The 23,681-nt window shown below is 58.5% G+C and carries 22 protein-coding genes; 3 read left to right on the top strand and 19 right to left on the bottom strand.

Annotation, left to right across the window (positions count from 1 at the left end):
• Nucleotides 1-31: 31 nt before the first annotated feature.
• The 15 genes from nuoF to H8F21_RS17125 form a co-directional block, all read right to left on the bottom strand.
• On the bottom strand, nucleotides 32-1,396 hold the full coding sequence (gene nuoF, locus H8F21_RS17195; RefSeq protein WP_203481536.1) for an NADH-quinone oxidoreductase subunit NuoF: 1,365 nt from the start codon (nucleotides 1,394-1,396) through the stop codon (nucleotides 32-34).
• Nucleotides 1,393-1,890: an NADH-quinone oxidoreductase subunit NuoE gene (nuoE, locus tag H8F21_RS17190; protein ID WP_136477175.1), complete on the bottom strand. Its 498-nt coding sequence runs from the start codon at nucleotides 1,888-1,890 to the stop codon at nucleotides 1,393-1,395. The genes nuoF and nuoE overlap by 4 nt, the downstream gene beginning before the upstream one ends.
• Before the next feature lie 2 nt (nucleotides 1,891-1,892).
• Nucleotides 1,893-3,674, bottom strand: a complete 1,782-nt coding sequence (gene nuoC, locus H8F21_RS17185; RefSeq protein ID WP_203481534.1) for an NADH-quinone oxidoreductase subunit C/D — start codon at nucleotides 3,672-3,674, stop codon at nucleotides 1,893-1,895.
• 78 nt (nucleotides 3,675-3,752) lie between these two features.
• Nucleotides 3,753-4,430 carry an NADH-quinone oxidoreductase subunit B gene (locus H8F21_RS17180; RefSeq protein ID WP_010220398.1) on the bottom strand — a complete coding sequence of 226 codons (678 nt, stop codon included), beginning with the start codon at nucleotides 4,428-4,430 and terminating at the stop codon, nucleotides 3,753-3,755.
• A gap of 10 nt (nucleotides 4,431-4,440) precedes the next feature.
• Entirely contained in the window at nucleotides 4,441-4,854 is a 414-nt protein-coding gene (locus H8F21_RS17175; protein WP_028944238.1) for an NADH-quinone oxidoreductase subunit A, read from the bottom strand.
• 358 nt (nucleotides 4,855-5,212) lie between these two features.
• A complete protein-coding gene (locus tag H8F21_RS17170) occupies nucleotides 5,213-5,875 on the bottom strand; it encodes a lysoplasmalogenase (protein WP_203481532.1) in 663 nt (220 codons plus the stop codon).
• Nucleotides 5,876-6,058: 183 nt separating this feature from the next.
• Nucleotides 6,059-7,384 (bottom strand): isocitrate lyase, encoded by a 1,326-nt coding sequence (gene aceA / locus H8F21_RS17165; RefSeq protein ID WP_130264071.1) that lies wholly within the window; start codon nucleotides 7,382-7,384, stop codon nucleotides 6,059-6,061.
• A 488-nt stretch (nucleotides 7,385-7,872) separates the two neighbouring features.
• Nucleotides 7,873-8,607: a secretin N-terminal domain-containing protein gene (locus tag H8F21_RS17160; protein WP_236043088.1), complete on the bottom strand. Its 735-nt coding sequence runs from the start codon at nucleotides 8,605-8,607 to the stop codon at nucleotides 7,873-7,875.
• 118 nt (nucleotides 8,608-8,725) lie between these two features.
• Nucleotides 8,726-9,160 carry a GNAT family N-acetyltransferase gene (locus tag H8F21_RS17155; protein WP_203481529.1) on the bottom strand — a complete coding sequence of 145 codons (435 nt, stop codon included), beginning with the start codon at nucleotides 9,158-9,160 and terminating at the stop codon, nucleotides 8,726-8,728.
• Nucleotides 9,153-10,319 carry a ribosomal protein uL16 3-hydroxylase gene (locus H8F21_RS17150; RefSeq protein ID WP_136477170.1) on the bottom strand — a complete coding sequence of 389 codons (1,167 nt, stop codon included), beginning with the start codon at nucleotides 10,317-10,319 and terminating at the stop codon, nucleotides 9,153-9,155. The genes H8F21_RS17155 and H8F21_RS17150 overlap by 8 nt, the downstream gene beginning before the upstream one ends.
• 82 nt (nucleotides 10,320-10,401) lie before the next feature.
• Nucleotides 10,402-11,772: an adenylosuccinate lyase gene (purB, locus tag H8F21_RS17145; RefSeq protein WP_136477169.1), complete on the bottom strand. Its 1,371-nt coding sequence runs from the start codon at nucleotides 11,770-11,772 to the stop codon at nucleotides 10,402-10,404.
• Between the two features lie 173 nt (nucleotides 11,773-11,945).
• A complete protein-coding gene (gene hflD / locus H8F21_RS17140; protein ID WP_136477168.1) occupies nucleotides 11,946-12,566 on the bottom strand; it encodes a high frequency lysogenization protein HflD in 621 nt (206 codons plus the stop codon).
• Complete coding sequence (mnmA, locus tag H8F21_RS17135) at nucleotides 12,566-13,687, bottom strand: tRNA 2-thiouridine(34) synthase MnmA (protein WP_203481527.1); 1,122 nt, start codon at nucleotides 13,685-13,687, stop codon at nucleotides 12,566-12,568. The genes hflD and mnmA overlap by 1 nt, the downstream gene beginning before the upstream one ends.
• A gap of 70 nt (nucleotides 13,688-13,757) precedes the next feature.
• Nucleotides 13,758-14,192: an NUDIX hydrolase gene (locus H8F21_RS17130; protein ID WP_203481525.1), complete on the bottom strand. Its 435-nt coding sequence runs from the start codon at nucleotides 14,190-14,192 to the stop codon at nucleotides 13,758-13,760.
• 150 nt (nucleotides 14,193-14,342) lie between these two features.
• A complete protein-coding gene (locus H8F21_RS17125) occupies nucleotides 14,343-16,568 on the bottom strand; it encodes an NADP-dependent isocitrate dehydrogenase (protein ID WP_203481523.1) in 2,226 nt (741 codons plus the stop codon).
• 420 nt (nucleotides 16,569-16,988) lie between these two features.
• Here H8F21_RS17125 and icd point away from each other — a divergent pair, with 420 nt between their 5' ends.
• Nucleotides 16,989-18,245, top strand: a complete 1,257-nt coding sequence (gene icd, locus H8F21_RS17120; protein ID WP_203481521.1) for an NADP-dependent isocitrate dehydrogenase — start codon at nucleotides 16,989-16,991, stop codon at nucleotides 18,243-18,245.
• Between the two features lie 64 nt (nucleotides 18,246-18,309).
• Here icd and cspD read toward each other — a convergent pair whose 3' ends face one another.
• Nucleotides 18,310-18,564, bottom strand: coding sequence for a cold shock domain-containing protein CspD (cspD, locus tag H8F21_RS17115; RefSeq protein ID WP_203481519.1), 255 nt, complete (start codon nucleotides 18,562-18,564; stop codon nucleotides 18,310-18,312).
• A gap of 225 nt (nucleotides 18,565-18,789) precedes the next feature.
• Between cspD and clpS the strand changes: the two genes are divergently transcribed.
• On the top strand, nucleotides 18,790-19,152 hold the full coding sequence (clpS, locus tag H8F21_RS17110) for an ATP-dependent Clp protease adapter ClpS (RefSeq protein ID WP_136477162.1): 363 nt from the start codon (nucleotides 18,790-18,792) through the stop codon (nucleotides 19,150-19,152).
• Nucleotides 19,153-19,182: 30 nt separating this feature from the next.
• On the top strand, nucleotides 19,183-21,453 hold the full coding sequence (clpA, locus tag H8F21_RS17105) for an ATP-dependent Clp protease ATP-binding subunit ClpA (RefSeq protein ID WP_203481517.1): 2,271 nt from the start codon (nucleotides 19,183-19,185) through the stop codon (nucleotides 21,451-21,453).
• Between the two features lie 154 nt (nucleotides 21,454-21,607).
• On the opposite strand, the gene infA is transcribed toward clpA, so the two are convergent.
• From infA to aat, 3 genes are all read right to left on the bottom strand, one after another.
• Complete coding sequence (gene infA / locus H8F21_RS17100; RefSeq protein ID WP_002553999.1) at nucleotides 21,608-21,826, bottom strand: translation initiation factor IF-1; 219 nt, start codon at nucleotides 21,824-21,826, stop codon at nucleotides 21,608-21,610.
• Nucleotides 21,827-21,930: 104 nt separating this feature from the next.
• Entirely contained in the window at nucleotides 21,931-22,638 is a 708-nt protein-coding gene (locus H8F21_RS17095; protein WP_203585104.1) for an arginyltransferase, read from the bottom strand.
• A gap of 57 nt (nucleotides 22,639-22,695) precedes the next feature.
• Complete coding sequence (gene aat, locus H8F21_RS17090; RefSeq protein WP_203481513.1) at nucleotides 22,696-23,376, bottom strand: leucyl/phenylalanyl-tRNA--protein transferase; 681 nt, start codon at nucleotides 23,374-23,376, stop codon at nucleotides 22,696-22,698.
• Between the last annotated feature and the right edge of the window lie 305 nt (nucleotides 23,377-23,681).

The raw sequence follows: 23,681 nt of genomic DNA, 5'->3' as shown, positions 1-23,681 counted from the left end.
CGGGTGGCACGGACCACCCGCATTTCATTTGTTATGCGCCGACGACAATCGGCTTGGCCAGGTTCGGGCGCAGGGCTTCGCTGCCTGTTACAGGCGCGACGCCGGCCTCGAACTCCGGACGGAAATACTTGATGGCACTGCCCAGCGGCTCGACGGCACCTGGCGCGTGAGCGCAGAAGGTGCGGCCAGGGCCGAGGAAGTTGACCAGGCCCAGCAGGGTCTCGATGTCTTCTGCCTTGCCTTGACCGTTCTCGAGGGAACGAAGCATTTTTACGCTCCAGGGCAGGCCGTCACGGCATGGCGTGCACCAGCCGCAAGATTCGCGGGCAAAGAACTCTTCCATGTTGCGCAGCAGCGAAACCATGTTGACGCTGTCGTCCACGGCCATGGCCAGGCCAGTACCCATACGGGTGCCGACTTTGGCGATGCCACCGGCATACATTTGCGCATCGAGATGCTCGGGCAGCAAAAAGCCGGTACCGGCGCCGCCTGGTTGCCAGCACTTGAGCTTGAAGCCGTCGCGCATGCCACCTGCGTAATCTTCGAACAGTTCGCGGGCGGTAACGCCGAATGGCAGTTCCCACAGGCCAGGGTTCTTGACCTTGCCGGAGAAGCCCATCAGCTTGGTGCCGTGATCTTCCGAACCTTCGCGTGCCAGCGACTTGTACCAGTCAACGCCGTTACCGACGATTGCCGGTACGTTGCACAGGGTCTCGACGTTGTTCACGCAGGTCGGTTTGCCCCATACGCCAACGGCTGCAGGGAAGGGTGGCTTGGAGCGCGGGTTGGCGCGACGCCCTTCCAGGGAGTTGATCAGCGCGGTTTCTTCGCCGCAGATGTAGCGGCCGGCGCCGGTGTGAACGAACAACTCGAAGTCAAAGCCGCTGCCCAGGATGTTCTTGCCCAGCAGGCCAGCGGCCTTGGCTTCATCGATGGCGCGGTTGAGGTTCTTCGCCGCAGTGGTGTATTCGCCACGCAGGAAGATATAACCACGGTAGGCCTTCAGTGCGCGGGCACTGATCAGCATGCCTTCGACCAACAGATGGGGCTGTTGCTCCATCAGCATGCGGTCTTTCCAGGTGTTGGGCTCCATTTCATCCGCGTTGCACAGCAGGTAGCGGATGTTCATGGATTCGTCTTTGGGCATCAGGCCCCATTTGACCCCAGTCGGGAAGCCCGCACCGCCGCGACCCTTGAGGCCAGCATCTTTCACGGTCTGGACGATATCGTCCTGGGACATCTGGGCCAGGGCCTTGCGGGCGGCACTGTAGCCGTCCTTGGCCTGGTACTCATCGAGCCACACAGGTTCGCCGTCATCGCGCAGGCGCCAGGTCAGCGGATGGGTCTCGGCGCTGCGCGCAATGCGGTTGGCCGGGCCGAAGGAAGTGATGGTCATACGTAACCCTCCAGCAACTTGGAGACGCCAGCAGGCTGGACATCACCAAAGGTGTCGTCGTCGATCATCAGCGCCGGAGCCTTGTCGCAGTTACCCAGGCAGCACACCGGCAGCAGGGTGAAGCGACCGTCGGCGGTAGTCTGGCCCAAGCCAATACCCAGCTCGTTCTGAATCTGGCTGACCACGGATTCGTGACCACCGATGTAGCAGACCATGCTGTCGCAAACGCGGATGATGTGCCGGCCAACCGGCTGACGGAAGATCTGACTATAGAAGGTAGCCACGCCTTCGACGTCGCTGGCAGGAATGCCGAGCACTTCGCCGATGGCATAGATGGCGCCGTCCGGCACCCAGCCACGTTCCTTCTGAACGATCTTCAGGGCTTCGATGGACGCCGCGCGCGGGTCCTCGTAGTGATGCATCTCGTGCTCGATGGCCGAGCGCTCGGTTTCGCTCAGGGCGAAACGGTCGGTTTGGATAAGCGTGTTATTCATGCTTAGCGGTCCACGTCAGCCATAACGAAGTCGATACTGCCCAGGTACGCAATGAGGTCCGCGACCATGCTGCCACGGATCACCGAAGGGATCTGCTGCAGGTGCGGGTAGCTCGGGGTGCGAATCCGGGTGCGGTAGCTCATGGTGCCGCCGTCGCTCGTCAGGTAGTAACTGTTGATGCCCTTGGTCGCCTCGATCATCTGGAAGGACTCGTTGGCCGGCATGACCGGGCCCCACGAAACCTGCAGGAAGTGAGTGATCAGGGTTTCGATGTGCTGCAGCGTGCGCTCTTTCGGCGGCGGCGTGGTCAGCGGGTGATCCGCCTTGTACGGACCTTCCGGCATGTTGCGCAGGCACTGGTCGATGATGCGGATACTCTGGCGCATCTCTTCGACACGGACCATGCAGCGATCGTAGGCATCGCCGTTGTGGGCCAGCGGTACTTCGAACTCGAAGTTCTCGTAGCCGGAGTAAGGGCGGGCTTTACGCAGGTCGAAGTCCAGGCCAGTGGAGCGCAGGCCAGCACCGGTAACGCCCCATTCGAGGGCTTCCTTGGTGTTGTACTGGGCAACGCCGATGGTACGACCCTTGAGAATGCTGTTCTGCAGGGCAGCCTTGGTGTATTCGTCGAGGCGCTTTGGCAGCCAGTCGACAAAATCCTTCACCAGTTTGTCCCAGCCGCGTGGCAAGTCGTGAGCAACACCGCCGATGCGGTACCAGGCCGGATGCAGACGGAAGCCGGTAATGGCTTCGATCACGGTGTAGGCACGTTGACGGTCGGTGAAGGTGAAGAATACCGGCGTCATGGCGCCAACGTCCTGGATGTAGGTGCCCAGGAACAGCAGGTGGCTGGTGATGCGGAAGAACTCGGCCAGCATGATACGGATCACGTCGACCTTTTGCGGGACCTGAATACCGGCCAGCTTCTCGACCGCGAGCACGTACGGCAGGTTGTTCATTACCCCGCCGAGGTAGTCGATACGGTCGGTGTAGGGAATGAAGCTGTGCCAGGACTGACGCTCGGCCATTTTCTCGGCACCACGGTGGTGGTAGCCGATGTCCGGGACGCAGTCGACGATTTCTTCACCGTCCAACTGCAGGACGATACGGAAGGCGCCGTGAGCCGAAGGGTGGTTCGGACCCAGGTTGAGGAACATATAGTCCTCGTTCGCACCGTGACGCTTCATGCCCCAGGCTTCAGGGTTGAAGCGTGCCGCTTCTTCTTCAAGCTGCTGCTTGGCCAGGGTCAGGCTGTAGGGATCGAACTCGGTCGCGCGCGCCGGGTAGTCCTTGCGCAGCGGGTGACCTTCCCAGGTAGGCGGCATCATGATGCGGGTGAGGTGCGGGTGGCCGGCAAAGTCGATGCCGAACATGTCCCAGACTTCACGTTCGTACCAGTTGGCGTTCGGCCAGATACCGGTCACGGTCGGCAGGTTCAGATCGCCTTCGGTCAAGGCAACCTTGATCATCACGTCACTGTTCCGCTCTACCGACAGCAGGTGGTAGAACACACTGAAGTCAGCGCCGGGCAGGCCGCGACGCTGGGTCCGCAGGCGCTCGTCAACACCGTGCAGGTCGTAAAGCATGCTGTACGGCTTGGCAACATTGCGCAGGAAGCTCAGCACGTCCTTGAGTTTGGCGCGGGTAACCCAAAGCACCGGCATGCCGGTGCGGGTTTCCTGGGCGACGAACGCCTCGGGGCCAAATTTATTGTTCAGTTCGACAACCACATCCTGGTCGTCAGCCTTGTAAGGCGGGATATAAATAGCGGTGTCCGCTGTCATGGTCTCGGTCGCTTTCGGTCAACGTAGAGAATGAAGCCAGGCTGCCTGTCGCGCATGCGCAGGCAACAGGTCGCTGGATCAGACTTCGTCGGGGCTGCGCAGGTTGGTGACCTGGATGCGCTGTTCACGGCGTTGCTCTTTCTGCGACGGCATCTCGGCACGGTAAATGCCTTGATCACCGACAACCCAAGAAAGAGGACGACGCTCCTGGCCAATCGACTCCTGCAACAGCATCAGGCCTTGCAGGAAGGCTTCAGGGCGGGGCGGGCAGCCGGGCACATAGACATCCACGGGGAGGAACTTGTCGACCCCCTGAACGACCGAGTAAATGTCGTACATGCCACCGGAGTTGGCGCACGAACCCATGGAGATGACCCACTTGGGTTCGAGCATCTGCTCATACAGGCGCTGGATGATCGGCGCCATTTTGATGAAGCAGGTGCCGGCGATAACCATGAAGTCGGCCTGACGCGGCGATGCCCGGATGACTTCCGCACCGAAGCGGGCGATGTCGTGAGGCGCCGTAAAGGCCGTGGTCATTTCCACGTAGCAGCAGGAGAGGCCGAAGTTGTAGGGCCACAAGGAGTTTTTACGCCCCCAGTTGACCGCACCACTGAGAACATCTTCGAGCTTGCCCATGAAGATATTCTTGTGGACCTGGTCCTCTAGTAGCGAATCGGAGACGGTTTCCCGCTCTCCGATTGGATATTGCTCGTTGGGAGCATCCGGGTCGATTCTGGTGAGATTGTATTGCATTGCCAAAGCCTCATTGTTTCAGCTTCGCTTGCCGCTTACGACGAGCTTCCGGAGCCCAATCAAGTGCCCCCACTCGGAATAGGTAGACAAGACCTGCCAACAGAATTGCTATGAAAACGAGAGCTTCGACGAATCCGGTCCAGCCGCTTTCGCGGACGGACACAGACCATGCAAAGAGAAAGAGGGCTTCGATATCGAAGATCACGAACAGCATCGCGACCAGATAGAATTTGGCTGACAGGCGCAAGCGGGCGCCGCCAGTAGGCAGCATGCCGGATTCGAAGGGTTCGTTCTTGCTGCGGCCCCAGGCCTTGCTACCGAGCAAAGCGGACAGACCGAGCATGAAGGCGCAGAGGCCAACGACACCCAAAAGGAAAATGGCAAAGCCCCAGTTGTGGGCGATGAGTCCTGTCGAATCGGGCATGCTGAAAATCCTTATACAGAGACCTGTCTCTGCGGCTTGGAAAGTAGTAAAGCAGTGACGATATGTCGCAGCGGAATCTATCGTGCTGATTTTATGGGTAAACCCGGTGCAAGTAAAATTTCTGCAGCAAATTTATTCGTAAGATTAAGAACAAAAAACTTGTGCACCTCGCTGCAGGCCGCATGGGGCGGGCATTGCCTCGGGTTTTGTTAATTATGTTTCTTGCATGGCGTAATGAACTCACAACTTCGTAATGATAATTGATATCATTTGCAGAAATGCAATTCGTCCTACTGTTAAGGTCAACTACAAAGTTGTGCGGCATTGGAATCACCTGCAAGTTTTTACCCCCGGTGTTTTAACCGAATTTATCCTGGCGTGTCGGGGTCTGGATCAAGGTTTTTGTCCGTTGGTTAGTGTAGACCGAAGCTGTGATCGCCCATTGTCCAAGCCAGTAGGCAAGGATGATCAGGTAAGGGGCAGCCCCGAAGTGCCCGACAAAACGGTCGATGCCGATCAAGCTATCGGAAAACACAAAGGCAATCGCCCCCAGTGCCGCGATGCCGCCGCAGGCCAGGGCGCGCCAGAGCATTGCGCTGATGGCCAGTGCGTAGACCGTTACCGGAACCAGCAATTCTCCAAGCCCGTGGTTGATCACCAGCGTGAGCAGCGCCACGCCGACAATCAGTGAAATGGCCAGTGCCCAGGTCGCCATTTGCCGCGTTTCATTCAGGTAGGCGCGCAAGTAGGCCAGGTGTGCGAACAGAAAGGCTGCCAGGCCGAACACGAAAAGATCGCCCGGTACGGCCAGGAGAATGTCGCCGAGCAATGAGAATGCCAGGCCCACGGTTATCCAGCGGCGGTAGCGGCAAGGTTCGGCAGCATACAGCCAGACGATCAGGGCGAGGACGGGAATCGGTTTGACTGCCAGGCCGAGCAGCGCGTTGTCGCTGGCCAGTGCATATATATAGAAGGCGGCACCTAGCAGGGCAAGGCACAGGAGGGTGAGGGGGCGGGGCATGACCGATCCTTGGTGTTGTAGTGCTCCTAGGATAGCCAATGAGGATTATTAAGGAAGTGCCGAATCCGCCGAATCAGCGGGCTTCGTGGAGCCTGTGCGCTGCGGCTGAAAAAGTAAAACCCGGAGCCCCATCACAGGCCCCGGGTTTTGTTTATTACCCGATCTTCAGCAATTGCCCACTAATCAGTGGAACTGCTCTTCTTCGGTGGAGCCGGTCAGGGCGGTAACCGAAGACTTGCCACCTTGAATCACAGTGGTCATGTCGTCGAAGTAGCCGGTGCCGACTTCTTGCTGGTGGGCCACAAAGGTGTAGCCTTTCGAGGCGTCAGCGAACTCTTGTTCCTGCAGTTTCACGTAAGCGGTCATGTCGTTGCGGGCGTAGTCGTGCGCCAGGTTGAACATGCCGTGCCACATGTTGTGGATGCCGGCCAGGGTGATGAACTGGTGCTTGTAGCCCATTGCCGACAGTTCGCGCTGGAACTTGGCGATGGTCGCGTCGTCCAGGTTTTTCTTCCAGTTGAAAGAAGGCGAGCAGTTGTAGGACAGGATCTGGTCCGGGTATTCCTTTTTGATCGCTTCGGCGAAGCGACGGGCTTCGTCCAGGTCTGGCTTGGCGGTTTCACACCAGATCAGGTCAGCGTAAGGCGCGTAGGCCAGGCCGCGGGCAATTGCTTGATCCAGGCCAGCACGTACTTTGTAGAAGCCTTCTGGAGTACGCTCGCCCATTACGAACGGCTGATCGTACGGGTCGCAGTCGCTGGTCAGCAGGTCAGCGGCGTTGGCGTCGGTACGGGCCAGAATAATGGTCGGTACGCCGGCAACGTCGGCAGCCAGACGCGCAGCGCTCAGCTTTTGTACGGCTTCCTGGGTTGGCACCAGTACCTTGCCGCCCATGTGACCGCATTTTTTAACCGAGGCCAGTTGGTCTTCGAAGTGAACGCCGGCGGCGCCTGCCTCGATCATGTTCTTCATCAGTTCGTAGGCGTTCAGCACGCCGCCGAAACCGGCTTCGGCGTCAGCCACGATTGGAGCGAAGTAGTCGATGTAGCCGTCATCGCCTGGGTTCTTGCCGGCTTTCCACTGGATCTGGTCAGCGCGACGGAACGAGTTGTTGATGCGCTTGACCACAGTTGGAACCGAGTCCACTGGGTACAGCGACTGATCTGGGTACATGGACTCGGCCGAGTTGTTGTCGGCAGCCACTTGCCAGCCGGACAGGTAGATAGCCTGGATGCCGGCCTTGACCTGCTGAACAGCCTGGCCGCCGGTCAGGGCGCCCATGCAGTTGACGAAATCTTTTTCTGGACGGAAGGCTGGGTGTGCGCCTTGGGTGACCAGCTTCCACAGCTTTTCAGCACCCATACGGGCCAAGGTGTGCTCAGGTTGGACCGAGCCACGCAGACGTACGACATCAGCGGCGGTGTAGGTACGGGTCACGCCTTTCCAGCGCGGGTTTTCGGCCCAGTCTTTTTCGAGGGCTGCAATTTGCTGTTCGCGTGTCAGTGCCATGGAAATAAACCTCGTCGCATCGGTCTTGGAAAAATTCTCGCTCACACAGCGCAGATCAGAAGCCTGGCGCAAGTTATGTTCAGCGAAATATGCGACGGTCGAACGATGGTGCTCGAAGCGGGGAAGCGAGCAGGCTTGGGTCAGGTATTCGCTGCAGGGTGGCTCGTGGTTGCCGAACTGCATTGAACAGTACTGCCGTGTGCCTTTTGATGCGCTTCCGTCCCTCGGGACAACTTCGTTCCAGTCGCAATCTCGTCAAACTGCCTTGTGGGCTGTGCAGACACGAGTCGGCTCAGGTGGGTAGTTTAGAGCGCGGCTCGAAGGCCTTTCGCAGGGCCTCTGATTAGCGGGAGCGGGGCCATCATGCCTATACCAAATGAGGTCGTCAAATGTTTTGTAGTGCTTTTTTATTACCACTACATCTTTTGTCTAATACGACCCATCAGTCAGTTCCGAGGCTGTTGGTCGAAGCCTTGATTTGCGCGGGCTCAGTCCAAAGCGTCGACTTTTACCCGCAAAGTCATGTTTTCACCGCGCTGTGTGCTGTAGGAAATGGCTGAAGCACTACGTTCGGCCTGGCTCTGCTGGTTGACTCCGGCGAGGGTTATCCATTCACCAAGCTTGCCACTGACCTTTGTGTCGGTACTTTGAACCTTCACTACATCGGGACGCTCAAGGCTCATGCGGTCATTGTTGGTGCTGATGCTAAGGCTGACGTTATTGCCGTTGACGCTGGCAGTAACGTAGAAGCCCTGGGTCACGTTGCGATATTCAGTATCGCTTTGCACCCGGCCGTAGCCGTCGGTGCTGGTGCTGGTTACGGGAATGCTTTGGCCAACCTGGATCAACGCAGGGCTGCCTTCGGTGGCCTGCACTTGCTGCAGGCCGCCTTCGCGGTTCGAGGTGCCGTAGTGAATAACGCGGGCATTGCCGCGATTGTCCTGGTAGTTGCTGTCACTATTGTCGACGCTGATCATCAGGCGGCGCGGCGCGGTATCCAGTTGCTCGAGCAGCGCGCGAAGATCGTCGATTCGTTCGGGGTCGGCGTTGACGATCAGCTTGTTTTCGAATGCGCTGACGGTGCCGTTTTTACCGAGAAATGATTGGGCGGTGGGTAGCAGTTCGGCGCTGGTGCGGTGGTTCAGCGGCAGAACTTCCGTGGCGGCTAGCGCGCTGAGGCTGAACGACAGGAGAAGAGAGGCGAGAAGGGGGCGTAGCGGCATGTCCATGATCTCCGCGGGTGGAGTGGACATGATGGCAAATTTGTAGGTTTTTTGCTGGCTTCATCGTGGTGCAGGCCCGCACCCATCAAAGGGGGCGAGCTTGCACTGCGATAAGCTGTCAGGCCAGTTCGCGTGACTCGCGAACCATGTCCACGTGCGGAATGCCCGCCTCGAGGAATTCTTCGCTGACCACCTTGAAACCGAGGCGTTCGTAGAACGGCGTAGCCTGTACTTGAGCACTGAGCATCTGCTGCTTCAGGTCGCGGTTTTGCGCTTCGACGATTACCGCCTGCATCAACGCATCGCCGACCTTCAGGCCGCGCCAGTCCTTGAGAACCGATACCCGGCCAATCTGGCCGTCACCCAGCAGGCGTGCGGTGCCGATGGCGTAGTCGCCTTCCATTGCCAGGAAGTGTACGGCGCTGTCGTCGTCGGCATCCCACTCCAGTTCGGGCGGCACGCATTGCTCGGCAATGAATACGGCTTCACGGATACGGCGGATGTCAGCGTTGTCTTTGTGCCAATCGGCGAGGCGAACGCGGATTTTATTCATTGGCAAACCCCAAGCTTCCTTGTTTGACCAGCTCGCAGATCAATGTAAGGCCTTGATCGCTTTCAAGCCACTGCTCAAGGTTTTCAATATGCAACGCGTCGGCGGCGCAGATCAGCTTCAGCAGTTCGCGCAGGTCGCCCGGCAGCAGGCGGCTTTGGCCGCTGGCGAACAACAGCAAGTTGTCGTCGACTTCCGACCAGGCCAGGCGGGCGCTCGGGTTGCGGATTAGGATTGCGCCCTGGGCCAGGCTTTCGATCAGCTGTGCTTCGTCCAGTGGCTCGCCGCTGACCAGTTCCGGGTAGCGCGGCTCGGTCATGAACTGGCCGAACCAGGTGAGCAGCAGGCGCTCGTCGCTCATGTGCTCGGTCAGCAGGTTCTTCAAGCGGTCCAGGGCGTCGTGCTGGATCTGGTGCGGATCGCTGACTGGTTGCGCGTCGGCGTCGCTGTAGCGTTCTTCGTCCGGCAGGAACTGGCTGAGGAAGTCGGTGAAATGAGTCAGCACTTCGGCGGCGCTAGGGGCGCGGAAGCCTACCGAGTACGTCAGGCAGTTGTCTTCGGCAATGCCGTAGTGAGCCAGGCGAGGTGGCAGGTAGAGCATGTCGCCCGGTTCCAGGGTCCATTCTTCGCTCTGCTCGAATTCAGCCAGAATGCGCAGGTCGGCGTGCTCCAGCAGTGGGCTGTCACTGTCGCACATCTGGCCAACTTTCCAGTTGCGCTTACCTTCGCCTTGCAGCAGGAACACGTCGTAGTTGTCGAAGTGTGGGCCGACGCTGCCGCCTGGAGCGGCGAAACTGATCATCACGTCGTCGATGCGCCAGCTTGGCAGGAAGCGGAAGTGCTCGAGCATCTCGTGGACTTCCGGCACGAACTGATCCACCGACTGCACCAGCAGGGTCCAGTCACGCTCAGGCAAGGTGCTGAAGGTGTCTTCCTCGAATGGGCCGCGACGCAGTTCCCATGGGCGCTCGCCGTGCTCGATAATCAGGCGCGATTCGACTTCTTCTTCAAGGGCCAGGCCGGCGAGTTCATCGGCGTCGATCGGGCTTTCGAAGTCGGTGAAGGCCTGGCGTACCAGCAGAGGTTTCTTCTGCCAGTAATCGCGCATGAATTCGCGGGCAGTGAGGCCGCCCAACAGCTGCAGTGGAGTATCAGGATTCATGTGTAACCTATTGAAAAAAAGTAATTTTCTTTCGGTAATAAAAACGCCCGGCTGAGCCGGGCGTTTACGCGCAGGGCGCAGATCAGACGCGTTTGGCTTGAGCTACGGCGTTACCGATGTAGGAGGCTGGTGTCAGCTTCTTCAGCTCGGCGCGAGCTTCTGCCGGCATGTCCAGGCCATCGATGAAGGTCAGCAGCGCTTCAGGGCTGATGCCTTTGCCACGGGTCAGCTCTTTGAGCTTCTCGTATGGATTCTCGATGTCGTAGCGACGCATGACGGTCTGGATTGGCTCAGCCAGTACTTCCCAGCAGGCGTCCAGGTCTTCGGCGATACGCTGGGTGTTGATTTCCAGCTTGCTGATGCCCTTGAGGCTGGCTTCGTAGGCGATGACACTGTGGGCGAAACCAACACCCAGGTTGCGCAGCACGGTGGAGTCGGTCAGGTCACGCTGCCAGCGCGAAATCGGCAGCTTGCTGGCCAAATGCTGGAACAGGGCGTTGGCGATACCCAGGTTGCCTTCGGAGTTTTCGAAGTCGATCGGGTTGACCTTGTGCGGCATGGTCGAGGAACCGATTTCACCTGCAATAGTGCGCTGCTTGAAGTAACCCAGGGAAATGTAGCCCCAGATATCGCGGTCGAAGTCGATCAGGATGGTGTTGAAGCGAGCGATCGCATCGAACATCTCGGCGATGTAGTCGTGCGGCTCGATCTGGGTGGTGTACGGGTTGAACACCAGGCCCAGCTCGTCTTCGATGAAGGCGCGGGCGTTGGCTTCCCAATCGATCTGCGGATAGGCCGAGAGGTGGGCGTTGTAGTTGCCTACGGCGCCATTGATCTTGCCCATCAGCGGTACTGCAGCGACTTGTGCGATCTGGCGCTCGAGGCGGTAGACCACGTTCGCCAGCTCTTTACCCAGGGTGGTCGGCGAGGCCGGTTGGCCGTGGGTGCGCGACAGCATCGGCACGTCGGCGAAGCGGTGGGCCAGTTCACGGATGGCCTGGGCGATCTGGCGCATCAACGGTAGCAGCACGTCATCACGGCCGGCGCGCAGCATCAGGGCGTGGGACAGGTTGTTGATGTCTTCACTGGTGCAGGCGAAGTGAATGAACTCGCTGACCTTGGCCAGTTCCGGCAGCTTGGCTGCCTGCTCCTTGAGCAGGTACTCAATGGCCTTGACGTCGTGGTTGGTGGTGCGCTCGATTTCTTTCACGCGCTCGGCGTGTTCGAGGGCGAACTCATCGGCCAGGCCGTTAAGCAGAGCGTTGGCTTCGGCAGAAAACGCTGGAACTTCAGCGATTTGCGGATGAGCGGCGAGGCGTTGCAACCAGCGCACTTCAACCAGGGCGCGGAAACGGATCAGACCGTATTCGCTGAAAATAGGGCGCAGGGCCTGGGTTTTGCCGGCATAACGGCCGTCAACAGGGGAAACCGCAGTGAGCGAGGAAAGCTGCATGGGGTGTTCTCGGACAGTCAGGCTTTGAAGAGGGCGCATATCATACATGAAAATCGCGCCCGAGTCGGGTGGCTGACCAATGGTCTGCCAGTAAATATGTAGTCGTATCGCCAGGCATGCTCGCTTCCACGGGTGTGGCGCTGTGGAAGCGGACATGCTCTGCGGCAACGTTGTCAGCCACGCAGCATCGGATACAGCTCTTTGAGCAGCTTGCGTCGGCTGATCACCAGTTGCCAGCGATGTCCGCCCAGTTGGCGCCACAGGCGCGCAGCACGAATGCCAGCCAGCAATAGCGCGCGGATCTTCGAAGCGTTGCTCGGTTGTTGCAGGTGGCGCATGTCGCCGTGTACCTGGATGCGCTGGCGCAGGGTGCTCAAGGTGTCTTGATACAGGGCGCCACTGGAAGCGATGACGTTTTCGTGCACCAGGCCGAAATGTTCGGCCTGGGATTGGATCTGTGGCAGTCGATTGCCGATTGCATCGAGCATATCGCCACGCTTGGCCAATTGCCGCTCCAGGCCCAGCATTGACAGGGCGTAGCGCAGGGGTTCGCGTTGCAGACTGCCCGGGTCGCGTTCCAGCGCGCTGGCGAGGGCGCGGTAGCCGTCGCGCAGGTTGAGATCGTCGCCGCCGAACACTTCCAGGGTGTTCTGTGGGTCACGCACCAGCAGGCTGCCAAGCATGCAACCCAGGTGGGCCTCGCTGGCCTGGCCGGTGCGGGCAATGCGGTCAACCAGTACTGCGGCCTGGAATACGCCGCCCAAGGCGATCAACTGCTCCTGAATCGAGCTCATCAGTGGCTGCTCCACGGCTCGGCCGTTTCTATCACTCCACCGCCCAGGCATATTTCGCCATCGTAGAACACCACGGACTGGCCGGGGGTTACGGCGCGTTGCGGTTCATCAAACACGGCGCGATAACCGCTTTCGGTGAGTTCCAGGGTGCAGGCCTGATCACTCTGGCGATAGCGTACCTTGGCGGTCAGTGTGCGCGGGGTGGTCAGGTCTATCGGGTTTACCCAGAAAATTTCCGAAGCCAGCAGGGCGCGGGAAAACAGCCATGGGTGTTCATTGCCCTGACCCACTACCAGCACGTTGCGCTCGAGGTCTTTTTCCAGCACGTACCACGGCTCGTCACCGGCATCCTTGAGGCCGCCAATGCCCAGGCCCTGGCGCTGGCCAATGGTGTGATACATCAGGCCGTGATGGCGACCGATCACTTCGCCCTCGGTGGTCTGGATCTCGCCGGGCTGCGCAGGCAGGTACTGCTTGAGGAAGTCGCTGAAGCGACGTTCGCCAATAAAGCAGATGCCGGTAGAGTCTTTCTTTTTTGCTGTGGCCAGGCCGTGTTTTTCGGCAATGGCGCGCACTTCGGGTTTTTCCAGCTCACCGACCGGGAACAGTGTCCGGGCAATTTCCTTGCCGCCGACGGCATGCAGGAAATAGCTCTGATCCTTGTTCGGGTCCAGGCCTTTGAGCAATTCAGTGCGGCCGTCAGTGTCGCGACGACGCACATAATGGCCCGTCGCAATCAGATCGGCACCCAGCATCAGGGCGTAATCGAGGAAGGCCTTGAACTTGATTTCACGGTTACACAGGATGTCCGGGTTCGGCGTGCGACCGGCCTTGTATTCGGCCAGAAAGTGCTCGAAAACGTTGTCCCAGTATTCGTCGGCGAAGTTGGCAGTGTGCAGCTTGATGCCAATGCGATCGCACACAGCCTGCGCGTCGGCCAGGTCTTCGCGGGCGGTGCAGTATTCGGTGCCGTCGTCTTCCTCCCAGTTCTTCATGAACAGGCCTTCCACCTGGTAGCCCTGCTCCATCAGCAGGAGGGCGGAGACGGAAGAGTCCACGCCGCCGGACATGCCGACAATAACGCGTGTCTTTTCGGGTTCGTAAAGTGCTGGACTGGTCATAGGTACCGGCTGTGTATCTGGAAAAAGACGGCGATTCTATCAGGCCGTGGCCTTCAAGGCATCGTCACTGTCAGTCACGGATCAAGGCCAGGCTGTGCAGCGGTCCGGCCAGGTAGTCGTCGATGCAGCGTGGCACCAACTCGCTGCGCCAGCGCTCGGGCACTGCCAGCAGCTCGTCACGGCTCAGCCAGAGGGCGCGAACAATGTCGCTGTCCAGAGGGCGCTGCGGGTGGTGCTTGAGCGGGCGCGCGGCAAAACAGACGCGTTGGTAGGTTACGCCGTTGCTTGGGGCCGTATAGAGGTAGATGCCAACGATGCCGGTGAGTTCGACTTCCCATGCGCTCTCTTCGAGGGTTTCGCGGCGGGCGGCGTCGAGCAGGCTTTCGTTGGCTTCAAGATGGCCGGCGGGCTGGTTGAAAACGTGCTTGCCAGCCTTGAATTCCTCGACCATCAGGAAGCGGCCTTGGTCTTCAACGATAGTGGCGACAGTGATATGAGGTCGCACGGTCGAATCTCTCCCTTGGTTGTAAGCAGCAAGCTGTAAGCCACACGTAGAGGTTGGGCAGGAGCGCCCGTTCTTGTGGCTTAAAGCTTACAGCTAAAGAAAACCCCGGTGCGTGGCCGGGGTTTCTTTTACTGCTTCAAGCTGCGTCTCTTACAGTGCGGCAACCGCGCTGTTGAAGGTCTGGCTTGGGCGCATCACTTTGCTGGTCAGTTCGGCGTCCGGGTAGTAGTAACCACCGATTTCGGCCGGCTTGCCCTGAACGGCGTTGAGTTCGGCGACGATGGTCGCTTCGTTCTCGGTCAGGGCTTTTGCCAGTGGGGCGAAGCGCGCTTGCAGTGCGGCGTCGTCGCTCTGTGCAGCCAGCGCCTGGGCCCAATACAGGGTCAGGTAGAAGTGGCTGCCGCGGTTGTCGATGCCGCCGACCTTGCGCGCTGGGGACTTGTTGGTGTCCAGGAACTGGCCAGTGGCCTGGTCGAGGGTCGCCGCCAGTACCTTGGCTTTCGGGTTCGCGTAGGCAGTGCCCAGGTGCTCCAGGGACGCGGCCAGGGCCAGGAACTCACCCAGCGAGTCCCAGCGCAGGAAGTTTTCTTCAACCAACTGCTGTACGTGCTTTGGAGCCGAACCGCCGGCGCCGGTTTCGAACAGGCCGCCGTTGTTCATCAGCGGTACGATCGACAGCATCTTGGCGCTGGTGCCCAGCTCCATGATCGGGAACAGGTCGGTCAGGTAGTCGCGCAACACGTTACCGGTTACCGAGATGGTGTCCTGGCCGGCGCGGATGCGCTCCAGGGAAACCTTCATGGCGTCGACAGGCGACAGGACGCGAATGTCCAGGCCGGTAGTGTCGTGATCTTTCAGGTACTGCTGGACCTTCTCGATCAGAACGCCGTCGTGGGCGCGCTGCGGGTCGAGCCAGAACAGTGCCGGAGTATTGCTGGCACGGGCGCGGTTTACGGCCAGTTTGACCCAGTCCTGAATCGGAGCGTCTTTGGTCTGGCACATGCGGAAGATGTCGCCGGCTTCAACTTCCTGGGACAACAGCAGGTTGCCCTTGCCGTCAACTACGCGGATTACGCCGTCGACCTTGGCCTGGAAAGTCTTGTCATGGGAACCGTACTCTTCGGCTTTTTGCGCCATCAGGCCAACGTTCGGTACGCTGCCCATGGTGGTCGGATCGAAGGCGCCATGCTGCTTGCAGTCTTCGATAACGGCCTGGTAGATGGTCGCGTAGCAGCGATCCGGGATCACCGCCTTGGTGTCTTGCAACTGGCCTTCGGTGTTCCACATCTTGCCCGAGTCGCGGATCATCGCCGGCATCGACGCGTCGACGATAACGTCGCTAGGCACGTGCAGGTTGGTGATGCCCTTGTCGGAGTTGACCATGGCCAGGGGCGGGCGTACGTCGTAGACGGCTTTGATGTCCGCTTCGATCTGCGCTTGCTGCTCGGCTGGCAGGTCTTTGATACGGGCGTACAGGTCGCCAATACCGTTGTTCAGGTTGAAACCGATCTGTTCCAGTACGGCGGCGTGCTTGCTCAGCGCGTCCTTATAGTACTCGGCAACGATCTGGCCAAACATGATTGGGTCGGAGACCTTCATCATGGTGGCTTTCAGGTGTACCGACAGCAGTACGCCCTTGGCCTTGGCATCTTCGATTTCGGTGGCGATGAATGCGCGCAGTGCCTTGGTGCTCATGGTCGCGCAGTCGATGATTTCGCCGGCCTTGACCGCGGTTTTTTCTTTCAGGACGGTCGTGTTGCCGTTCTTGTCCAGCAATTCGATGCGCAGGCTGTCATCAGCTTCGATCAGTGCGGCTTTCTCGCTGCCGTAGAAGTCACCCTGGCTCATGTGGGCCACGTGGGACTTGGAGTCGGCAGCCCAGGCGCCCATTTTGTGCGGGTGCTTGCGAGCGTAGTTCTTGACCGACAACGGGGCGCGGCGGTCGGAGTTGCCTTCACGCAGAACCGGGTTTACGGCGCTGCCCTTGATACGGTCGTAGCGAGCCTTGGCTTCTTTCTCGGCGTCGCTGGTAACGGCTTCAGGGTAGTCGGGAACGTTGAAGCCCTTGGCTTGCAGTTCCTTGATTGCGGCCTTGAGCTGCGGAACCGAGGCGCTGATGTTAGGCAGCTTGATGATGTTGGCTTCTGGCGTAGTAGCCAGTTGGCCCAGTTCTGCCAAATGGTCGGCCACTTGCTTGTCGGCGCCGAGCTGTTCGGGGAAGGCAGAAAGGATGCGGCCGGCCAGAGAGATGTCCCGGGTTTCTACGGCGATGTCCGCGCAAGCGGTAAAGGCTTCGACGATGGGGAGCAGTGAATAGGTGGCGAGGGCAGGGGCTTCGTCGGTGAAGGTGTAGATGATCTTGGATCGGGTGGGCATATTCGGGTTAACTCTCTGTTTTGCTGAGCGTGCGCAGAATCTCGAAGTGCGCAGGGTAGGCGCTTCGCTCAGACACATCTATGAGCAGAAGGTCGAGGGTTCTGTGCAGTGATGGTGGATTGCATCAGTCGAGTGTCAAACGGCTGGACTGCGGTAACAGTTCAGTCAGGTCGAGCCAATCAAGTCGGGGTCGCGTTTCAGACGGTTTGCCCCAGTGACCCTTTGGTCACCGGCGGAGTATACCAAAACCTTGGTCGTAATCATCAAGATCAACGTGTAACAGCGGCTTTTTTAGACCAAAGATGTAGGCGCAACAGCCCCAAAATGGTGCATTCGCCACCATGGTTCCCGTTGCCGTGCAACTGGGGTACGCTCTGGGGATCCAGATGACGTACCACACCAAAAAAAACGGAGTGCAGCATGGGATACCAGAAAATCAAGGTTCCGGCAGTCGGCGACAAAATCACCGTCAATGCGGACCATTCTCTCAATGTTCCTGATAATCCGATCATCCCGTTCATCGAAGGCGACGGCATTGGCGTAGACGTCAGTCCCGTCATGATCAAAGTGGTCGATGCTGCTGTAGAAAAAGCCTATGGGGGCAAGCGCAAGATTTCCTGGATGGAAGTCTATGCCGGCGAAAAGGCCACCCAGGTGTATGACCAGGATACCTGGCTGCCACAGGAAACCCTGGATGCGGTCAAGGACTACGTCGTCTCCATCAAGGGTCCGCTGACCACGCCGGTTGGTGGGGGTATTCGTTCTCTCAACGTGGCCCTGCGCCAGCAACTGGACCTGTATGTCTGCCTGCGTCCTGTGGTTTGGTTCCAGGGTGTGCCAAGCCCGGTGAAAAAGCCGGGTGACGTCGACATGGTGATCTTTCGCGAAAACTCCGAAGACATTTATGCCGGCATCGAATGGAAAGCCGGTTCGCCCGAGGCAAACAAGGTCATCAAGTTCCTCAAGGAAGAAATGGGTGTCACCAAGATCCGTTTCGACCAGGACTGCGGTATCGGCATCAAGCCGGTGTCGAAAGAAGGTACCCAGCGCCTGGTGCGCAAGGCCCTGCAATACGTAGTGGACAACGATCGTGAGTCGCTGACCATCGTGCACAAGGGCAATATCATGAAATTCACCGAAGGTGCCTTCAAGGACTGGGGCTATGAAGTCGCCAAGAACGAATTTGGCGCCGAGCTGCTGGATGGCGGCCCATGGATGAAATTCAAGAACCCGAAAACCGGCCGTGAAGTCATCGTCAAGGATGCCATTGCCGACGCCATGCTCCAGCAGATTCTGCTGCGCCCGGCTGAATACGATGTCATTGCCACCCTGAACCTCAACGGCGACTACCTTTCCGACGCACTGGCTGCAGAAGTAGGCGGTATCGGCATTGCGCCGGGCGCCAACCTGTCCGACACCGTGGCAATGTTCGAAGCCACCCACGGTACCGCGCCCAAGTATGCCGGCAAGGACCAGGTCAACCCGGGGTCGGTGATTCTCTCCGCCGAAATGATGTTGCGTCACCTGGGCTGGATCGAGGCTGCCGATCTGATTATCAAGGGCACCAACGGCGCTATTGCTGCCAAAACCGTAACCTATGACTTCGAGCGCCTGATGGAAGGCGCCACACTGGTCAGCAGCTCCGGTTTCGGTGAGGCTATGATCAAGCATATGTAAGCAAGGCAATAAAAAGCCGGCCCCTTCGCAAGAACGGGCCGGCTTTTTCTATGTGCTGTGGCGGTCAGGCAGTTACGGTAATGGTCGAGGCTGGCGCGGGTTCGGTGATGGCTGCTTTGACTCCGGTGATTTTCACCGCATGCAACCCCTTTGGCCCCTGGATGATGTCAAAGCTGACAGCCTGTCCGGCTTTCAGGGTTTTGTAACCATCCATCTCGATAGCGGAGTAGTGGGCGAACAAATCGTCGCTTTTCCCCTCTTCGTTGATGAATCCATAGCCTTTGGCGTTGTTGAACCACTTGACTTTACCGCTTGCCATCCTCATATCCCTCTGCAAAGGACTCCATCACTGGAGTATCATCCACTCCATCCGCATATGAACCTGCGAAAATTCTGGTTGACTGCGCGGATCTTTATCGACCACGGTGGGTTCTTATTGGTTGTAACACCGTTTTGCCGATAGTCAAGGTGAGGTGACGGCAATCCCGCGTCATCTGTGCGGTCAATCCACAATCCAACTTGTCGAAATGATGAAATTCTTTCCATGCATGCACATAGCCAGATTCGACTAACATTCAATCAGGATCGCCCGCAATCGCATGAGGACGATGGTTCTGGCCTAGCGGTACAGGAGGCCAAGCCGGCCCTGCAGGCGCCACCAATGTACAAGGTGATTTTGTTCAACGATGACTACACGCCGATGGATTTCGTCGTCGAAGTGCTCGAGGTGTTTTTTAACCTGAATCGTGAGCTGGCGACCAAGGTCATGCTGGCCGTCCATACAGAAGGACGGGCAGTTTGCGGATTGTTTACCCGTGACATTGCCGAGACCAAGGCTATGCAGGTCAATCAATACGCTAGGGAAAGCCAGCATCCGCTACTCTGTGAAATCGAGAAGGACGGTTAATCGCCGACCACTTGGGTATGAGGTGAAGCTATGTTAAACCGCGAGCTCGAAGTCACCCTCAATCTGGCCTTCAAGGAGGCTCGCTCGAAACGTCATGAGTTCATGACTGTCGAGCACCTTTTGTTGGCGCTATTGGATAATGAGGCCGCCGCGACCGTTCTACGCGCCTGTGGCGCGAACCTCGACAAACTCAAACATGACCTGCAAGAGTTCATCGACTCCACCACCCCATTGATCCCCGTGCATGACGAAGATCGTGAAACCCAGCCAACCCTGGGCTTTCAGCGTGTGTTGCAGCGCGCAGTCTTCCATGTCCAGAGCTCGGGCAAGCGTGAAGTCACCGGCGCCAATGTGCTGGTAGCGATCTTCAGCGAACAGGAAAGCCAGGCGGTGTTTCTGCTCAAGCAGCAGAGCGTCGCGCGTATCGATGTGGTCAATTTCATCGCCCATGGTATCTCCAAGGTGCCGGGTCATGGTGATCACTCCGAAGGCGAGCAGGACATGCAAGACGAGGAAGGGGGCGAAACTTCGTCATCCGGCAATCCTCTGGACGCTTATGCCAGCAACCTCAACGAGCAGGCTCGCCAAGGTCGTATCGACCCGCTGGTGGGACGTGAGCTTGAAGTTGAGCGCGTAGCGCAGATCCTTGCGCGTCGGCGCAAGAACAACCCTCTACTGGTCGGTGAGGCCGGTGTCGGCAAGACCGCCATTGCCGAAGGCCTGGCCAAGCGAATTGTCGACGGACAGGTGCCTGATCTGCTGGCGCAAAGCGTGGTCTATTCCCTTGACCTGGGCGCCTTGCTGGCCGGTACCAAATACCGTGGTGATTTCGAAAAGCGCTTCAAGGCGCTGTTGAACGAGCTGCGCAAGCGGCCGCAGGCCATTCTCTTCATCGATGAGATCCACACCATCATTGGTGCCGGTGCGGCCTCTGGTGGGGTGATGGATGCTTCCAACCTGCTCAAACCGTTGTTGTCTTCCGGTGATATACGCTGCATCGGCTCGACCACCTTCCAGGAGTTTCGTGGCATCTTCGAGAAGGACCGGGCGTTGGCGCGGCGCTTCCAGAAAGTCGATGTCAGCGAGCCATCGGTGGAAGACACCGTAGGTATCCTGCGGGGCCTGAAAGGGCGCTTCGAGTCGCACCACAATATCGAATACAGTGATGAGGCGTTGCGCGCTGCTGCCGAGCTTGCAGCGCGCTACATCAACGATCGGCACATGCCGGACAAGGCTATCGACGTCATCGACGAGGCCGGAGCCTATCAGCGTCTGCAACCGGTGGAGATGCGCGTAAAACGTATCGATGTGCCACAAGTTGAGGACATCGTTGCGAAGATCGCACGTATTCCGCCAAAGCATGTCACCAGTTCCGACAAAGAGCTTCTGCGTAACCTTGAGCGGGACCTGAAGTTGACTGTGTTTGGTCAGGATGCCGCCATCGACTCGCTTGCGACCGCTATCAAGCTGTCGCGTGCCGGGTTGAAGGCGCCTGACAAGCCAGTGGGCTCGTTCCTGTTCGCAGGGCCTACCGGTGTAGGTAAAACCGAGGCGGCGCGTCAGTTGGCCAAGGCGCTGGGTGTTGAGTTGGTGCGTTTCGACATGTCCGAGTACATGGAGCGTCACACCGTATCGCGTTTGATCGGTGCGCCTCCAGGCTATGTCGGTTTCGACCAGGGTGGCTTGCTTACCGAAGCCATTACCAAGCAGCCTCACTGCGTTCTGTTGCTCGATGAAATCGAGAAGGCGCATCCGGAGGTCTTTAACCTGCTGTTGCAGGTAATGGACCACGGTACTCTAACCGACAACAACGGGCGCAAGGCGGACTTTCGCAACGTCATCGTGATCATGACCACTAACGCCGGTGCCGAAACGGCGGCGCGAGCCTCGATTGGCTTCACGCAGCAGGATCACTCTTCCGACGCGATGGAAGTGCTCAAGAAGAGCTTCACACCAGAGTTCCGTAACCGCCTGGACACCATCATCCAGTTTGGTCGCCTGAGCCATGAAGTGATCAAGAGTGTGGTGGACAAGTTTCTTACTGAACTGCAGGCTCAGCTTGAAGATAAGCGTGTTCTGCTGGAGGTGAGTGACGCGGCGCGCAGTTGGCTGGCTGCCGGTGGCTACGATGCGCAGATGGGCGCGCGGCCAATGGCACGGCTGATTCAGGACAAGATCAAGCGGCCGTTGGCCGAAGAGATCCTGTTTGGCGAACTGGCCGAGCATGGCGGCGTGGTGCACATCGACATTCGCGAGGGTGAGCTGGTATTCGACTTCGAAACCACGGCGGAGATGGCATGACGGCTTAGGTGGGGCGAGCCTGGTCCGCGATTGCGGTGCGTAAGCACATGGCTATCGCGGGTTAGGCACGGTCCCGTCGCAAGCCCGCTACCAGTAGTTTTCTGAGACGAACAAAAACGCCCGGCATATAGCCGGGCGTTTTTGTTGGTGTCGCTTAGCGGGCGCGGTAGGTGATGCGCCCTTTGCTCAGGTCATAAGGCGTCAGTTCAACGCGGACCTTGTCACCGGTCAGGATTCGAATGTAGTTCTTGCGCATTTTTCCGGAGATATGCGCGGTAACGACGTGCCCGTTTTCCAACTCCACACGGAACATGGTGTTGGGCAGGGTGTCGACGACAGTGCCTTCCATTTCGAAGCTGTCTTCTTTCGACATGCAGTAAAGCCCTCGGTGTCCAGTTATTGGCCCGGTGCACAACTGCGCCAGGCTAAAAAAGTGGCGTGCATTGTGCCCGAAAAATGGACTTCAAGCCAATGATTTCAGTTTAGGCTCACCCAGCGCTGATTGATCAGGAGCTCGATAGGGCGATACTGGGTCTTGTAGTTCATCTTTTTACAGTTTTTGATCCAATATCCGAGGTAAACCGCATCCAGATCCTGGCGCAGCGCTTCTGTGATTTGCCAGAGGATTGCGAAGCGGCCAAGGCTGCGACGTTCTTCGTCGGGTTCGTAGAAGGTGTAGACCGCCGAGAGGCCGTTGGGCAGCAGATCAGTAACCGCCACGGCGACCAGGCGGCCGTGCAGGCGAAATTCGTAAAAGCGTGAAAACGGCAGGTCGCGGACCAGGAACGTTGCGAACTGATCGCGGCTGGGTGGGTACATGTCGCCGTCTGCATGGCGTTGCTCGATGTAGCGCCGGTACAGCTCGAAGTATTCCTCTTTGAAGGCAGGGCGCGCAGCGGTGACGCTGATATCGGCGTTGCGTTTGAGAATGCGTTTCTGCTGGCGGCTGGGTAAAAACCGCGCAGCCGGGATTCGCGCCGGTACGCAGGCGTTGCAGTTTTGGCAATGCGGGCGATACAGATGATCGCCGCTACGCCGAAAACCCATTTCCGACAGGTCTGCGTAGACATTCACATCCATCGGCTGGCTCGGATCGAGAAACAGCGTGGTGGCTTGTTCGTCAGGCAGGTAGCTGCAGGAATGGGGTTGAGTGGCATAAAACTTCAACCGCGCCAGCTCTGTCATGATCAACCCCTCGGGAGGTGCTTTAGATTTAAGTGTATGCCAGCTGGGAAAACTCGCCTAACAAACCCAGGTAGCGCTGTTGGGTTGATCCAGGTAGCGCTGCAGATAGTCGGCGAACGTGGCGCGGGGGATGGCTCGAGCGCCCAGGCTGTGCAGGTGTTCAGTGGGCATCTGGCAGTCAATCAGTACAAAACCTGCTTGCTGCAGGTGCTCGACCAGCGTCACGAAGCCAACCTTGGATGCATTGTCGGCGCGACTGAACATTGATTCGCCGAAAAACAGACGGCCCATGGCCAACCCATACAGGCCGCCGACCAGTTCGCCGTTCTGGCGTACCTCAACCGAGTGGGCGAAACCTTGGCTATGCAGTTTGAGGTAGGCCGCTTGCATGCTGTCGGTGATCCAGGTGCCGTCTGCGTAGTCGCGTGGCGCAGCGCAGGCGGCAATCACCGCGGCGAAGTCCTGATCGAAACTGACCTGGTAGTGGCCCTGGCGGATGAATTTGCGCAGTGAGCGCGAAACGTGCAATTCGTCGGGGAATAGCACTGTGCGCGGGTCCGGTGACCACCAGAGGATTGGCTGGCCGTCCTGATACCAGGGAAAGCAGCCGTGACGATAGGCTTGCACCAGGCGCTCGGCGCTTAGATCCCCGCCAGCGGCGAGTAGGCCGTTAGGGTCGCGCATGGCTTTGTCCAGCGCGGGGAATGTCAGGGAGTCGCGGCTCAACCAGGTCAGCATCGTGGTCCAAAGATGGAGGAGGGGAGGGCATCCAGCATTGCCTGAAAGCACCTTGCGGGGCAAGTCGCGTCGTCACCAGCGGCTTTATGGCAACTTGCTTTGTCGTTTGTTGTCACACCTGTGCAAAAACAACGCATAAGCCTTTGTCACAAAAGAAAATGCATGCTCAAATTGCGATATAGGAAATTGGCCACCGTTTACGCTTGTTTCTAGCGTGCCGCCATAGCGGTAGGCGGGCAGTAATGTTAAAAGTAGTGGTTTATTGACCGTTCAAATAGGTCAATCACTGTTGGACGCGCGTTGAG

The organism is Pseudomonas arcuscaelestis (assembly GCF_016881005.1).
Lineage (GTDB): Bacteria > Pseudomonadota > Gammaproteobacteria > Pseudomonadales > Pseudomonadaceae > Aquipseudomonas > Aquipseudomonas arcuscaelestis.
This window is presented reverse-complemented; position numbering and strand designations above follow the sequence as displayed.